Here is a 15,571-nt window from a genome sequence, read left to right on the forward strand (position 1 = left end):
CGGCTTTTATTTGATTATTTTAAATTAAATCAGATGAAATATATCATCAACACCTAATATTTTCTTTGCCGTAAACCCTTCAGCATATTTTACCTGTATCGATCTACCAAATTCACGCGCCCTTGCAGCTGTAGATTCCATAAAATCGGGATTCGAAATATAGGTCTGCGGTTCGTCGAGATTCGTGTCTTCGCCTGTATAAAACTGTGTTTTATACGCTAGTATTGATTTTTCCTTGATCGTATAATAATCCGTAATATCCAGTACAATATCAGGTTTAATATAATAATCCTGAATCATCTGCAGCACCAATCTAGGACGGTGAGCTTCTTGTAAAATTCCGTCTGCAATCGTTTCTATTTTCCTTAGACCTGCCAAAAAGCATGCTTCATTCACCATGTGACCTGCTCTGCCATGATCAGGATGGCGGTCAGTAATGGCATTTGTGATTATAATTTCTGGTTGATATTTACGGATCGCCTGAATGACAGCAAGCTTATCTTCTTCACTATTATTGAAAAAACCATCACGTAGCGCTAAGTTATCTCTTACCGTTAAGCCCAATATTGCTGCTGCATCGTTTGCTTCACGATCTCTGGTTTCAGCAGTACCGCGAGTACCAAGTTCCCCTCTCGTAAGATCTACAATACCTACTTTTTTACCCGCAGCAACATATTTTGCTATTGTACCTCCGGCCCCTAATTCTGCATCATCCGGATGCACAGTAATTACTAATAAATCAAGTTTTATCATGCGAGTCTATTTTCAATGTTTAACCAACTAAATATAGACAAAAGTAGTAAACATTTCGTTCTTTCTACCCTTCAGATAATAATTGCTCAACACGTTTTTTGATTCTAGACGCCGTTGGTGAGGTTGTTGAGTAAAAATAGTCGACTACCTCTCCATTTTTATTGATCAGATATTTGTGAAAATTCCATAGTGGTTTACTCGAAACATGTCCATTTTCCTCCTTTTGAGCCAGATAACGATACAAGGGCGAGGCATATTCGCCAACCACATGTGTACGTTTAAAAACAGAAAAATGAACTTGTTGGTTAATTTTACAAAAAGTCTCTAACGTATAACCAGTTAGTGGTTCCTGTTTTCCAAAATTATTAGATGGGAAAGCAAGAATTTCAAAACCGTCATTTTTATAGGTCTGGTAAAGTTTTTCTAAGGATTTAAATTGGCTCGTAAACAGGCATTGGCTGGCCGTATTTACAATGAGTAATACTTTTCCCTTATAGTCAGCTAATGATTTTTCTTGACCATTGAACTGTAGGGCTTTAAAATCATAAACTGTCTTCATAAATTAATAATTTTTAAAAATACTGTGGATCTCTTCTCGTTTTTTGAAATTCTCTAATGATATTTTCTATTTCAAAATCTTCTCTCGGATCGTAAGTACTTTTTAGGTTATGTCCAAATATTTTAGCTACCCCTTGGTATAAAAAAGCAGATAACCCACCTTTCATCTGTTTCACCATTTCATAGCTCGAATGTCCTGTTTGTCGGTCTATAAGTTTAATGAGAATTTTCCCCTGTGTAATACTCATATTTTTAATTTCCCGATTAAACATCGACTTTACTTCATTCTCACATGTTTCGATCAACTTTTTCTGTTCTTTTTTATCAGAAACCAATGCAAGTTCCCGGTCTAATTGATCATATCTTTTTTGAGCAAATATAGCATAAGGCAATACCCTTAACACATTTCGTCTTAGCCTTAGGTACTGTTTTTTAGCATCTTCCGAAGTCCATATTCTTGGTTTTGATATTTTGACCTCTGGAATTAAGAACCAAGGAAGCCTCTCGCCACTCTCTAATGTGGTCATATTATACTCTTCAATTACTTGTTGCTGCCCCTCCCCGTAGAGCGGTACTGTCAGTGCTTGAGACATCCCAAAAAAAGGGATAAAAGCAAGTAAAGATAGTATCCAGCGTAAGTTTATTCTGATCATTACAATTTAAAAATTGTCTTTTTTTGTCAATAGTATTAAAAAATTATTACATTTAATAAAAATAAATCGGGTTTACTATTTATTCCTTTAAATTAACAATAACTAATTTAAGAAATGTATTTTTAAAATCATAATGCAACTGCAAGTTTATGAAAGATTATGTGATTGATATAGAAGCAGAAAATAAAGAAATACGTAAAAGATACCGAGCATTACTACGCGCATGTAAACCAACGATGCAACGAGGTGACAAGCAGATGATCAGAAAAGCATTTGATCTCGCATTAGAAAGTCACAAAGAAATGCGTCGAAAATCTGGCGAACCTTATATTTTCCATCCGATTGCCGTAGCTCAGATTGCTGCAGAAGAAATTGGTTTAGGTACAACTTCAATAGTTTGTGCCCTCTTACACGATGTGGTTGAAGATACCAACATTACACTCGATGAGATCGAGCAGATGTTTGGTAAAAAAGTGCGTCGTATCATTGATGGACTGACAAAAATTTCGGGAATTTTTGATCCGAACAGTTCCATGCAGGCAGAAAATTTCCGTAAGATGTTATTAACATTGGCAGATGATGTCCGTGTTATTTTGATCAAACTAGCGGATCGCCTGCATAACATGCGTACCATGGAATTTATGGCACGTGATAAGCAATTGAAAATTGCTTCAGAAACCAGTTATTTATATGCTCCATTGGCACATAGACTGGGTTTATATGCGATCAAGTCTGAATTGGAAGACTTATCCATGAAGTTCACAGATCCCGACACCTACAAGTTTATCGCTCGAAAACTTAACGAAAAAAAGGCGGAAAGAGAGAAATTTATCTCCGACTTTATTCAGCCTGTGCAAGAAATATTACAGGAACAAGGTATAACAGCGCAAATTTTCGGCAGACCCAAATCCATTCATTCCATCTGGACCAAGATGCGTAAAAAATCGATTCCTTTCGAAGAGGTTTACGATTTATTTGCCATCCGTATTGTCATCGATACCGATGATGAGCGTGAAAAAACAGAATGTTGGAAAGTGTATTCTATTGTAACCGATCTGTACCGCCCAAACCCTGATCGCTTAAGGGACTGGGTATCATCACCTAAAGGTAATGGGTATGAGTCTCTACATACCACGGTTATGGGACCTCGTGGTCAATGGGTCGAAGTTCAGATCAGAACCAGCCGCATGAATGAAATTGCGGAGAAAGGTTTTGCGGCACACTGGAAATATAAAGAATCCAATTCGGACAGTGGATTAGACCAGTGGATCAAAAAAATTAGAGATGTACTGAGCAATCCGGAACAGAATGCACTGGACTTTGTGGACGACTTTAAAATGAATTTGTTCTCCGATGAGATCTTTATTTTCACGCCAAAAGGAGCCCTTATTCAACTGCCACATGAAGCCACTGCATTAGATTTTGCCTTTGAAATCCACTCGGATATCGGAGCAACCTGTATCGGTGCAAAAGTCAACCATAAATTGGTGCCTTTAAGTCATGTTTTGCAAAATGGTGATCAAGTAGAGATCATAACATCGAGCAAACAGACACCAAAAGAAGACTGGTTGAATTTTGTCGTGACAGCAAAAGCAAAATCCAAAATCCGTTCTTCACTGAAAGAAGAAAGACGTCGTGTGGCGGAAGATGGTAAAGAAATTCTGGAGCGTAAGCTGAAAACGTTAAAGATTACCTATAACACTGATAATATTAATAAAATTGCGAATTTCCTTAAATTTCCAAGTTCGCAGGATCTGTTTTATAATGTAGCCAAAGGACTCGTTGATATTAAACAATTGCGCGAATTTGTGGCGCACGAGAAAAACAACGATGCGACATTGAGTACCCAAAGCACCCAATTTAATACACATATTGGTGGTTTAGTAGAGAAATTCAGTAAAAAAGATCAGGATACCCTCTTGTTAGGTGATGATTTGCAGAAAATCGATTACACCCTTGCTCCTTGTTGTAACCCAATACCTGGAGATGATGTATTTGGATTTTTGACTGTAAACGACGGTATAAAAATACACCGTACCAGCTGTCCAAATGCATCCAAATTAATGGCGAACTACGGTTACCGCATTATGAAGGCTAAATGGACATCCCAAACGGATGTTTCTTTCTTGACCGGATTACGTATTGTCGGTATCGATGATGTTGGTTTGGTCAATAAGATCACCACCGTCATATCTCAGGAGTTTAAAGTTAATATTCGCTCCTTAAGTATTACCAGTAACGAAGGAATCTTTGAAGGACATATTATGGTCTTTGTAAATGATACAGAACAATTGGAAAATCTCATGAAAACGCTTAAACAAGTACGCGGCATTACCACTGTTTCACGATATGAATCTGAGAGTTAAACATCAGCTGAATATCACATTTTTTTAATACTACGATAATTGAATCAAAATTGGTAAATTTGTAAAGAATCTTATTGATTAATATGAACGCAGCTGAAAATTACGCAACAGTAAAAAAGATCTTTGAAGCTTACTTAGAAAATAAAAATCTGAGAAAAACTCCAGAGCGTTATGCTATTTTAGAAGAAATTTATTCCCGTACAGATCACTTTGATGTAGAATCATTGTACATCCATATGAAGAATAAAAAATACCGAGTTAGCCGTGCCACTGTATACAACACGTTAGAATTGTTGGTATCCTGTGACTTAGTTACTAAACATCAATTTGGGCGCAATATGGCTCAATTTGAAAAATCCTATGGCTTTAAACAACACGATCACGTCATTTGTATTGAATGTAATATCGTGGTGGAATTTTGTGATCCACGTATCAACCAGATTCAAAGCTTAATGGGTGATTTATTAAAATTCGATATTAAACATCACTCGTTAAATCTGTATGGTGTTTGTAATGATTGCCAACAAAAAATCGCTGCCTCAAAAGCAAAAGAAGAGGTTATTTCAAATTAATCTCAGGATTGGCGAAATATAATAGTACATTTGTTCAGAAAATGATTTGCTCATTTTTCTGAACATTTTGTTTTTAGATAATTCAAAAAATTAACATAAATTCTTAATCACAATACTTTAAAAGCTATGCAAGTTGATGTGCTTTTGGGCTTACAATGGGGAGACGAAGGTAAAGGTAAAATCGTTGATGTATTTTGTCCACAATACGATTTAATTGCTCGTTTCCAAGGCGGCCCTAACGCCGGACACACATTGGAGTTTGATAACAAAAAATTCGTTTTAAACACGATCCCTTCGGGTATCTTCAATGAAGGAACTCTTAACCTAATCGGAAATGGTGTTGTTATCGACCCGATTATCTTAAAGAGAGAACTAGACAATTTAAAAACTGCTGGATTTGATCCAGTAGGTAAAGGAAATTTAGTGTTAGCTCGTAAAGCGCATTTAATCCTTCCTACTCACCAGTTACTAGATGCTGCTTCAGAATCAAAAATGGGTGACGGTAAAATTGGTTCTACCTTAAAAGGTATTGGTCCTACCTATATGGATAAAACAGGTCGTAATGGCCTACGTGTGGGTGATACTACATTGCCAGATTTCAAAGAACGTTACGAAAAATTGAGAGAAAAACACCTTTCTATTTTATCACACTACGGTGAAATCCCTGATTTCTCTGAAAAAGAAGAAGCTTTCTTAGCTGCTATCGAATTCATTAAAACTATTCCACATGTTGATTCAGAACATTTAGTCAATCAATATTTAAAGGATGGTAAAAAAGTATTGGCAGAAGGTGCTCAAGGTACTTTGTTAGATGTTGACTTTGGTTCTTATCCATTCGTTACATCTTCAAACACAACTACAGCGGGCGCATGTACAGGTTTAGGTATTGCTCCAAATAAAATTGGTGCAGTATATGGTATCTTCAAAGCTTATGCTACTCGCGTAGGTGGAGGCCCATTCCCGACTGAATTACATGATGAAGTAGGTGAAAACTTACGTAAATTAGGTCATGAATTTGGAGCAACAACAGGTCGCGCACGTCGTACTGGTTGGATTGATATTCCTGCTTTAAAATATGCCATCATGTTAAACGGTGTTACCGAATTGATCATGATGAAAGCTGATGTGCTGGATACTTTCGAAAAAATCAAAGTTTGTACACACTACAAACATGAAGGAAAAGTAATCGATTACATGCCATATGAGATTATCACGAACGAGGCTGAGCCTATTCTTGAAGAAATCGACGGCTGGAATCAAGATCTGACTGGTATCACTCAACAAAGTGAAATCCCTGCAGCATTACAAAATTACATTACGTATCTAGAGAAAGCATTAGAAGTGCCTATCACGTTCCTTTCTGTTGGTCCAGATCGTAAACAAACATTAAAATTGACTAAATAGTTAATGCGGGTCGAAGACAATTTTGTTATAGATTCAACGAATAATTTTCATCAAAAAGCGCTGCAATGGGCAGCGCAATTTGATGAAGTAGCTTATCTCCATTCCAATGGACATAGCGATCAGTGGAGTGCATTTGACTGCTTAATTGCAGTAAAAGCAACTTCCTCTTACACCTCGACTTCCGGTAATACTCTTCAGGATGTTCAGAAATTTATAGACGATTATCCAGATACTTATATTCCTGGTTTTTTTTCGTACGATCTGAAGAATGAGATCGAAGAACTGGAAACACATCATGATGATCCTTTAGGATTTCCATTAGCCTATTTCTTTGTTCCTGCAGTTACGATCAAAACAATTGGAAATACCGTTTGGATAACAGCTGAAAATCCTGCTCAAATCTATCAAACCATTTTAGATTTTACATGGCAGACCGGTTCTGTGGGTTTTGATGGCCAGATACAGACCAGATGGTCTAAGGCTGAATACATGCTTGCATTTAATAAAATGCAAGATCATATCCAAAGAGGAGATATTTACGAAGTCAACCTCTGCCAGGAGTTTTATGCTGATCAGGTCAACTTAAATCCCGTAGCGGCATTTGAAAAATTGAACAGCATCTCCCCTACGCCGTTTGCGGCATTTTTTAAATTCAACAAGAAGTACATCCTTTCCGCATCTCCAGAAAGATTTCTGGCGAAAAGGAATCAACAGCTCATTTCCCAACCTATAAAAGGAACTGCAAAGCGAGGAAAAACTGTTGAAGAAGATCAAAAGATCGTCCAAGGCATGTTAAACTCTACGAAAGAAATTGCTGAAAATGTGATGATTGTAGATTTAGTTCGCAATGATCTCACGAAAAGCGCAGTACCAAAATCTGTCAAAGCAGATCGTCTGTTCGAAATTCAGACATTTAAACTCGTTCATCAGATGATTTCGACCATTACCTGTGAAATCGATGAAAAAGTAGCGGATGTTGAAGTTATTAAAAATACCTTCCCTGCTGGTTCAATGACCGGAGCTCCTAAAATTGCTGCCATGCAGATCTGTGATCAAGTTGAAGCAACAAGACGCTCCTTATATGCAGGATCCATCGGTTATTTCGGTCCTGAAGGTGATTTTGATTTCAATGTTGTGATCCGGACCATTTTATACAATGCACAAAGTAAATATCTGTCCTTTCAGACAGGCGGTGCTATTACCGTTCAGGCAAATGCTGAAGACGAATATCAAGAATGCTTGTTAAAGGCAAATGGAATGTTGCAAGTTCTTGATATACATATTCAATAAATATCTATATCTTTAGTAGATAAAATTCTCAAACATCATTTTTTTTTCTGAAATTTGCGCCTGATTATGACACAGATATATATTGATATCCATACCCATCAGCATCACTCATCAGAGACTGAACGCTTTGACGTATTTAATCTTATACTGAATGCTGATCCAGATGATCATTATTTACCGCCAGTAACTGCGGGGTTACACCCATGGCACATCAGTGAAAGTGACCCTTTTAAAGGCATATCGATCCTGCAAGAATTGCTTCTTGATCAAGAAATTCTAGCTGTCGGGGAATGTGGTATGGATAAAGTAATATCTGTGCCCCTAAATGTGCAGCAAGACGTTTTTCAAAAACAAGTTAGCTTAGCAAAAGAATACGGTAAGCCATTGATCATTCATTGCGTCCGTGCTTTTGACGAAGTACAGCAAGTTTTAAAAAGTGAAAATTTCACAGGTCACACCATTTTTCATGGATTTAACAAGAATAAAGAACTTGCTGAGCAATTGCTTAAAAAAGGATATTACCTCTCCTTTGGTTCATCAATTCTCACGGGAAAATTAGATGAAACGCTTGTAGCGACTCCTCTTGAACAGCTCTTTTTGGAGACCGATGATGCGCATGCCGATATCAGAGAATTGTACGCTTATGCAGCACAATTGAAAAAGATATCAATAAATGAATTAAAAGAAAACATAATAAGAAACTATCAACTTGTATTTGAGTAAAATATGAAAGACTTAACTTGGCTATCGCGTACAGAGGCATTAGTGGGGCGTGAAGCTTTAGAAAAATTGGCAAATTCTCATGTCATGGTTTTGGGATTGGGAGGCGTAGGATCGTTTGCAGCGGAATTTATCTGCCGTGGCGGTGTTGGCAAAATGACCATCATTGATGGCGACACTGTAGATCCTTCTAATAGAAACAGACAGCTACCAGCATTGGCAACCAACCATGGTCAATCTAAAGCACAGATCATGCGCGATCGGTTGTTATCTATAAATCCTGAGCTGGATTTGACTATTGTTGAAGATTTCGTTCTTCCTGAAAAGATTTCCGATCTATTGGATCTTAATCCTGACTATGCAGTGGAAGCAATTGATAGTATCACGCCAAAATTATTTTTTATCCGTCAGGCTCTAGAGCGTAAAGTTCGTTTTGTAAGTTCTATGGGAGCTGGGGGAAAAATGGATCCTACAAAAATAGAAATTGCCGATATAGGAGAAACCTATAATTGTAAACTTGCTCATCATATCCGTAAAAAGTTATATAAACATGGGATAAGAAGTGGTTTTAAAGCAGTATTTTCTACAGAATTGCCAGATAAAGCATCCCTATTGTATACCGATGGCAGTAACTATAAGAAATCTGCATACGGAACGATGTCTTATCTGCCAGCCGCATTCGGAGGAGCAATCGCTTCCGTTGCATTAAGAGATTTAATCGCTAAAAATTAATGATATTCTCGTCAATATATCGCATTATATTGACGAGAATATGTAGTTTTGGCTATGGAAAAACTTATAAAATTAGTTGAAAAGAATAAGCTTGCTAATCAACCGGTTGATGAATTTTCAATGGTTATCGATGATAAGCAGGTGGTACACGGTGCAATTTTTGTTATAAAAATTGAAAAGAAAACCTTTAAACTTTTCATTCCAGAACCGCACTACAAAACCATTATTGAGGGAGAAACAAAACCTTTGATCAAAACGATCCTTAAACATCCTGAAGTTATGCTGTTTATGTAATTTTCTAACAATCCTATTATTTTCAAAGGCATTTAAACATTACTTTTTTCTGCAATAAGATTCTGAGGCATATATCCTTGAAATTACTGTCGCAATCTATTGATCAATATATCTATAAAACAGCACATTCTGAAAATTAACCGCTTTATATTGAAGCTAATTTTAAGCGATTTAAAGAGTTCTGTTAGACCAATCTAGCAAAGGTTTGTCCTGGTGGATTAAATTGCTTAAATCTCTTGTTTTCAACTAATCTGATCTATTGTAGAGACATAGTGATGGCGATCTGTTGTATGTTTTAATCATATACTAGGAATGATCGACTTTTTTTTGAGAGATGTTCGGGATTTCTTTGAGATTACGAGCAGACTAGTTCGTATTTTGTTCGCCATTTGTTCGACTTGTTTTCGTCTTATGGTCGAAGAACAGTCGAAGCGCACCCGAACCAATCCCGGAGTTGTTCCCTATCATTATCGAACCGCTGTCCAAGCATTCTCGAGAGGACTACGGACTTTTACGGACTTCCATGGACTTTCACGGACTTCTTTGGACTTTTAGCTTATACATTCTTCGTAATAAAGCACAAAATTTATTCAACACTAAAAAAAGATCAAGTTATCTAAGGCAAGAACTTTTCTCCGCAAATTCGAGTTTTATTTGACTGCCCTTCGGGTCTGCTTCGCCCCATATTCGGAATGCCTCTACTGTTCCTCTACTATGCCTATACTCCGCCTCTACTGTTTATGTAGAGGAAAGGTAGACAAACAGTATACAAACAGTAGAGGCACAATAGACAATTCCCGAAGCCTTCCCGAAGAGAGGGCGAATAAGTTACGGACCATTACCTAACGATACCGGAAGAATTTTCGCATTCTATTCCCCTTATAAATGGTGGCTGCAGTGCAAAAATTTACGTTTAAAAAACGAATTAGCATTGACTGTCATGTCATACCGCTATATCAGATTAAACACAAGTAATATAGAAGCCGCAAACAGAACAAATAAGCCTGTTAAGAAGATGATATCGGCAATATTTTCCAGTCTTTTAACTTCCCTTAGATCACCTCTTTTCATCGCAATAAAGGAAATTATAGAGCTGGACATAAATATGAAAATAGCAATAGCGGCACATTCATCAATTAAACTTCCCTCTGTGAGTTTCATTGTTTTTATTGTCGTTAAGACTAGAAAACAAATTCCCAGTAAATTGGCTGAAGTATTTAAAATATGAGAAGTCCGCCCCGAGCTGTCTCTTTTATCTCTGTTATGATTTGAATCCATTGTCTATTTTCATTTACAAACAAAGTAATAATTTCTTTGTTCTTTTACTGATAGCTAAATATCCATTTAAAGGATATTTCTTGCTTAATTAAAATCTTATAATTTAAACCTCAAATGTTACAGCATTTATTTTTGTCTAAAGAGGGATATTTGTATAGGTTAATTTAAAGCAGATTATGAATCAAAAATATCAAATATCCGGCATGACTTGCAATGGATGTCGCACAAATGTCGAAGATAAGCTAAATGAGATACCAGGTGTAAAAGCTACTGTTACATTAGATCCACCCGAAGTGATTATTGACAGTGAAGATCGTGTTGATGTAGATGAATGCAATAAAGCACTTTCAGAAATTGGTGATTACCACATTGAGCAGAACAATAGTCATCACAACGGAAAGACCTCAGTCTATCATAAAGCAGATGATCAATCGAAAAAAAGTTCCGTAGCTGTTTCAGGCAAATACATTTGCCCCATGTTCTGTGAGGGTCAGGATAAAACGTACGCTTTACCGGGCTCCTGTCCTGTCTGTGGTATGCATTTAGTACCCGCAGAATCATTATCGGAAAATAAACATACACAGAATGGAAGTGCAAACGCCTCTTGCTGTTCATCAAAAAATAACGGAGAACAGATAAACCAAACGGTGGACAAGTCATCAGGTAAATACATCTGTCCTATGTTCTGTGAAGGTCATGATAAAACGTACGACCAAGAAGGTTCCTGCCCCATATGTGGGATGCATTTAGTACCTGTTGAGTCATTATCGGAAAATAAACACACACAGGATGAAAGTGCGAACGCCTCTTGCTGTTCTTCAAAAAATAAAGATGAAAAGACAGTCCAAACTGCAGGCGCACCATTGGGTAAATATATCTGTCCTATGTTTTGTGAAGGTCATGATAAAACTTACGACCAAAAAGGTTCCTGCCCTGTTTGTGGTATGTTTCTCGTTCCAGTTGAATCTTTAGCAGATAAAGCAGATAAGCATCATCATGATACTAAATCCACAGGCTTTTCTTCACATGAAAAAGTGGGCACTCCAAAGGTCACGGCCAGTTCAGCGGGTAAATATTATTGTCCTATGATGTGTGAGGGCGAGAAACTGTATGATAAACCAGGATCTTGTCCAGTCTGTGGTATGAACTTAGAGAAAATGCCTGAAAAGAAAGCAGCTTTAACTTACAGCTGTCCGATGCATCCAGAAGTTCAAAGTGACAAACCGGGTTCTTGTCCAATCTGTGGTATGGATTTAGTAGCAAATGCCGACACAGAGGAAGATGATCACACATATCAAACACTAAAAAAGAAATTTTGGGTAGCGTTGTTATTCACTGTTCCCTTATTTATATTATCAATGGGTGAAATGATTCCTGGTAACCCGATCGGGCAAGTCATCACCCCAAAGATGTCAGGCTGGATCCAGTTATTTTTAACCATTCCAGTTGTTTTTTATGCCACTTGGATGTTTTTTGAGCGTGCTTGGACCTCTTTCAAAACTTGGAACTTAAATATGTTCAGCTTGATAGGTCTAGGTGCCGGAGCAGGATTTTTATACAGCGTAGTGGCTTTATTCTTTCCATCCCTATTTCCGGATGCATTATTAGGTCATCATGGTCAGGTTGCACTATATTTTGAGTCTGTTGCCGTTATCTTAACGCTAGTACTATTGGGACAACTAATGGAAGCGAAAGCACATTCAAGAACGAATTCAGCTATTAAAGAACTTATAAAACTTTCTCCTGCAGAAGCTAATCTAGTTGAAAATGGAGTGGAAAAGAAAATTTCGGTCGCAGACATCCAGTTAGAACAAATTTTACGAGTTAAACCAGGAGAAAAGATTCCTGTAGACGGAGAAATAACTTCTGGACATAGCTCGATTGACGAATCCATGCTAACGGGCGAACCGGTTCCTGTCGATAAAAATGAAGGTGATAAAGTGAGTGCTGGAACGATTAACGGTAATCAGTCATTCTTAATGAAAGCCAACCGTGTCGGTGATGATACACTATTGGCACAAATTATAGAAATGGTCAATAGTGCAAGCCGAAGTAAAGCACCGATACAGAAGTTAACCGATCGTGTATCCCGCATATTCGTTCCTATAGTAATTGCCATCGCTATTTTAACATTTGTCGTCTGGATGATCTATGGAGTAGAATCTAAACTGGCCTTTGCCTTAGCCAATGCTTTGGCGGTTCTTATCGTAGCCTGTCCATGTGCTCTGGGGCTTGCAACACCGATGTCGGTCATGGTCGGAATCGGTAAAGGTGCAAAAAATGGTATCTTGATAAAGAATGCGGAAGCGCTCGAAAAGCTAGATAAAGTGAATGTACTGGTGACAGATAAAACCGGAACCATAACCGAAGGAAGGCCGAGTTTGGAAGAGGTATTCAGTACATCAGACAGTACGGTTGATGAATTGTTGATCTTGGCAGCTTCAGTCAATGCCAGTAGCTCCCACCCTCTAGCCGAAGCGGTAGTGAAGAAAGCAAAGGAGTCAAAACTAACATTAAAAGAGACAGATCGTTTTGATACCATAAACGGTAAAGGTGTTATTGGATATATTGCCAATGATAAAGTGCTTCTTGGAAATGAATCGTTGTTATTGGACGATGGTATTACGATCAGCGAAAGCATTAAAGAACAAGTTGCTGTAGAACAGGAAAAAGGCCGTACAGTATCTTACTTAGCTAAAGGAACAACACTGTTAGGTTATCTCGTCATTGCCGATAAAATAAAAGATACGGCAAAACAAGCTATCCATTACCTGATGGATCATGGTGTTGATGTAATTATGTTAACCGGTGACAATGCCAAAACAGCTAAAGCTGTAGCGGATGAATTGGGTATTAAACACTTTAAAGCACAAGCGCTACCAGAAGATAAGTTGATGGAGATTAAAAAGCTGCAACAGGAAAATAAAGTAGTCGCAATGACTGGTGACGGTATCAATGATGCTCCAGCATTAGCACAGGCAGACATAGGTATTGCAATGGGTACAGGTACTGATGTGGCTATCGAGAGTGCTGAAGTAACCTTATTGAAAGGCGACTTAATGGGTGTTGCCAAAGCTAAAATACTGAGCCATAAATTAGTGCGCAATATTAAACAGAACCTACTCTTTGCCTTCCTTTATAATGTTTTAGGCATTCCGATTGCAGCAGGTATTTTATACCCTACATTTGGTATCTTGTTATCGCCAATGCTTGCTGCCGCTGCCATGAGCTTAAGCTCAGTATCCGTTATTCTCAATTCATTACGATTGAATGCGGTCAATATCGATGCGAAATAAATTTAAATAAAAACATATAGCTGTCCATCACAGTTGAAAAAGTCGCCTCTTTTTTTAAGAGGCGACTTTTTATAAATTAAATGATCATGTACGAAGAACCTCATAATAACTATAAAAAAGTATTGGCCTATCTGTTAGCAACGCTACTGATCTTCGCTTTACTGAGCTGGCTTTCTTATCACAATGGTATGGCCTATGATGGTTTAACTACAGTAGGATTTCCGTTAACGTACTACAGTGAGGGTGCAGGACAAAGTCTGCTTACAGGTCAAATGCATCATTTCAGTAATTATTCCTTAATGGCGTTTGCCATAGATCTGGCTTTCTCCTTGTTTACTTACGCAGCTGTTCACTTCCTATTTAAGAAATTAAAAAAGATCATAAATAGTAGTATTTAAGTTCTATCGGATCCTTTTTGGTACATTATGGAGAGGTTCAAAATTTCCGGATAAATTTCTGTTGATACTATAGTCTCTGCTTTAATCCAATTCAGAATTTGCATTTTTTTAATTTGGGAAGAGCATTATCATCGTCAAATTTTGACAAAAACTAATTATACAAAGCTATTAGTGTACCACATGAAGTCCATATGCTACATAAAAGTCCAAATATTAGGCAGTATAACAGGATATCCATTTCCTTTCGTAATTTGATCCAAAATACAACAACAAACATAAGCGGGCACACAACGACAGAAATAAATAAAAATGATGCTAATATCACAAAAATATCTTCATTGAAATCCATGAGTAAAATCCTTATTCCAATGTAGGATAGGAATACAAATATTGGTGATAGAAAACATATTAACCATTTCCAAACTAATCTTAGTTTAAGTTCTTGAGGAAATGTATTACGGTAATTCTTGATTAAAAATCGGATCATGAAAATGATAACCAAAATCATAATACTGATCTGAACATATGTATTTCGGATAGTATCTGCTCTGGTATTAATATGAGTCTTAGCAACCAATTTACCATGATTAAACTGCTTGACACTTGTCCGTTCTCCATTTACAAATGTTTGTACAACGACGTTATCGCTGTCACCGGAAGTAAAAGTCCAAGTTGAGTCTTCTACTCCCATTTTGTAAAATCCTTGAATGATTAATTTATCATTTACTTTTCTATTAAATTTACCATCGAGGCGTCCCCCATTAAATCTTAAAAAATCCTCACCCTCCGCTGTATTAATAATGAGAGTAGTTATTTTTCCGTAAGGAATTACAGTGGCGCTATCTGCTAGCCTTGCCACAACATTTTTATCTAGATCTTTAAGTGAATGGTTCTTGTTATAATCATCGTTTCTAATGGGTCGATTAATATACCAATGATTGACCTTAACGACAAGTAGAGAATCCTTTGGGTAAAATTCAAATTCATCATATAAATTTAAATCGGGAACTGTAGCTGATTTTAAGAGAACATATTGTGGCTGATCAAAAGATTGGACATACCTTTGCTGACTGGTTGCGCAGAAAGCGAAAATTGTAATACCTGCTACAATCAAAGTACTTAATCTTGCTATTAAGGAATCAGCAATCAATATGATAGAATCGTTTTTATGTAAAACCAGGCTACAAACAGCATTGGCAACGCAATTAGATCGCTCAGGTCGACCGTTCGTTGGATGTTAAATAAGCTATTTAGCAG

14 protein-coding genes are annotated in these 15,571 nt (G+C 37.2%); 9 read left to right on the plus strand and 5 right to left on the minus strand.

Annotated elements, in window-relative coordinates:
- Positions 1-24: 24 nt before the first annotated feature.
- The 3 genes from bshB1 to ACFS6I_RS09155 form a co-directional block, all read right to left on the minus strand.
- On the minus strand, positions 25-750 hold the full coding sequence (bshB1, locus tag ACFS6I_RS09145) for a bacillithiol biosynthesis deacetylase BshB1 (protein WP_132768963.1): 726 nt from the start codon (positions 748-750) through the stop codon (positions 25-27).
- Positions 751-817: 67 nt separating this feature from the next.
- Positions 818-1,312 (minus strand): glutathione peroxidase, encoded by a 495-nt coding sequence (locus ACFS6I_RS09150; protein ID WP_380919814.1) that lies wholly within the window; start codon positions 1,310-1,312, stop codon positions 818-820.
- A gap of 13 nt (positions 1,313-1,325) precedes the next feature.
- A complete protein-coding gene (locus ACFS6I_RS09155) occupies positions 1,326-1,964 on the minus strand; it encodes a DUF4294 domain-containing protein (RefSeq protein WP_183913043.1) in 639 nt (212 codons plus the stop codon).
- Positions 1,965-2,113: 149 nt separating this feature from the next.
- Here ACFS6I_RS09155 and ACFS6I_RS09160 point away from each other — a divergent pair, with 149 nt between their 5' ends.
- The 7 genes from ACFS6I_RS09160 to ACFS6I_RS09190 all read left to right on the plus strand — a co-directional run bounded on the left by ACFS6I_RS09160 (position 2,114) and on the right by ACFS6I_RS09190 (position 9,342).
- Positions 2,114-4,330, plus strand: a complete 2,217-nt coding sequence (locus tag ACFS6I_RS09160; protein WP_380919817.1) for a RelA/SpoT family protein — start codon at positions 2,114-2,116, stop codon at positions 4,328-4,330.
- An 83-nt stretch (positions 4,331-4,413) separates the two neighbouring features.
- Positions 4,414-4,902, plus strand: coding sequence for a Fur family transcriptional regulator (locus tag ACFS6I_RS09165; RefSeq protein ID WP_021190674.1), 489 nt, complete (start codon positions 4,414-4,416; stop codon positions 4,900-4,902).
- A 126-nt stretch (positions 4,903-5,028) separates the two neighbouring features.
- A complete protein-coding gene (locus ACFS6I_RS09170; protein ID WP_132768196.1) occupies positions 5,029-6,306 on the plus strand; it encodes an adenylosuccinate synthase in 1,278 nt (425 codons plus the stop codon).
- A gap of 3 nt (positions 6,307-6,309) precedes the next feature.
- Entirely contained in the window at positions 6,310-7,596 is a 1,287-nt protein-coding gene (locus tag ACFS6I_RS09175) for an anthranilate synthase component I family protein (protein WP_380919820.1), read from the plus strand.
- A 66-nt stretch (positions 7,597-7,662) separates the two neighbouring features.
- Positions 7,663-8,319, plus strand: a complete 657-nt coding sequence (locus ACFS6I_RS09180) for a TatD family hydrolase (protein WP_380919822.1) — start codon at positions 7,663-7,665, stop codon at positions 8,317-8,319.
- A 3-nt stretch (positions 8,320-8,322) separates the two neighbouring features.
- Positions 8,323-9,048: a tRNA threonylcarbamoyladenosine dehydratase gene (locus ACFS6I_RS09185; RefSeq protein ID WP_132768190.1), complete on the plus strand. Its 726-nt coding sequence runs from the start codon at positions 8,323-8,325 to the stop codon at positions 9,046-9,048.
- A gap of 54 nt (positions 9,049-9,102) precedes the next feature.
- Positions 9,103-9,342 (plus strand): hypothetical protein, encoded by a 240-nt coding sequence (locus tag ACFS6I_RS09190; protein WP_132768188.1) that lies wholly within the window; start codon positions 9,103-9,105, stop codon positions 9,340-9,342.
- Between the two features lie 951 nt (positions 9,343-10,293).
- On the opposite strand, the gene ACFS6I_RS09195 is transcribed toward ACFS6I_RS09190, so the two are convergent.
- Positions 10,294-10,503 carry a hypothetical protein gene (locus ACFS6I_RS09195; protein ID WP_380919824.1) on the minus strand — a complete coding sequence of 70 codons (210 nt, stop codon included), beginning with the start codon at positions 10,501-10,503 and terminating at the stop codon, positions 10,294-10,296.
- A 293-nt stretch (positions 10,504-10,796) separates the two neighbouring features.
- Between ACFS6I_RS09195 and ACFS6I_RS09200 the strand changes: the two genes are divergently transcribed.
- Positions 10,797-13,916, plus strand: coding sequence for a heavy metal translocating P-type ATPase (locus ACFS6I_RS09200; RefSeq protein WP_380919826.1), 3,120 nt, complete (start codon positions 10,797-10,799; stop codon positions 13,914-13,916).
- Positions 13,917-14,002: 86 nt separating this feature from the next.
- Entirely contained in the window at positions 14,003-14,314 is a 312-nt protein-coding gene (locus ACFS6I_RS09205; RefSeq protein WP_380919828.1) for a hypothetical protein, read from the plus strand.
- Positions 14,315-14,465: 151 nt separating this feature from the next.
- Here ACFS6I_RS09205 and ACFS6I_RS09210 read toward each other — a convergent pair whose 3' ends face one another.
- The gene (locus ACFS6I_RS09210) at positions 14,466-15,464 is read right to left on the minus strand and encodes a hypothetical protein (RefSeq protein WP_380919830.1); all 999 of its coding nucleotides are present in this window, start codon (positions 15,462-15,464) and stop codon (positions 14,466-14,468) included.
- Positions 15,465-15,571 lie beyond the last annotated feature (107 nt).

Origin of the sequence: Sphingobacterium anhuiense (assembly GCF_042686355.1) — a bacterium.
Taxonomy (GTDB): Bacteria; Bacteroidota; Bacteroidia; order Sphingobacteriales; family Sphingobacteriaceae; genus Sphingobacterium; species Sphingobacterium anhuiense.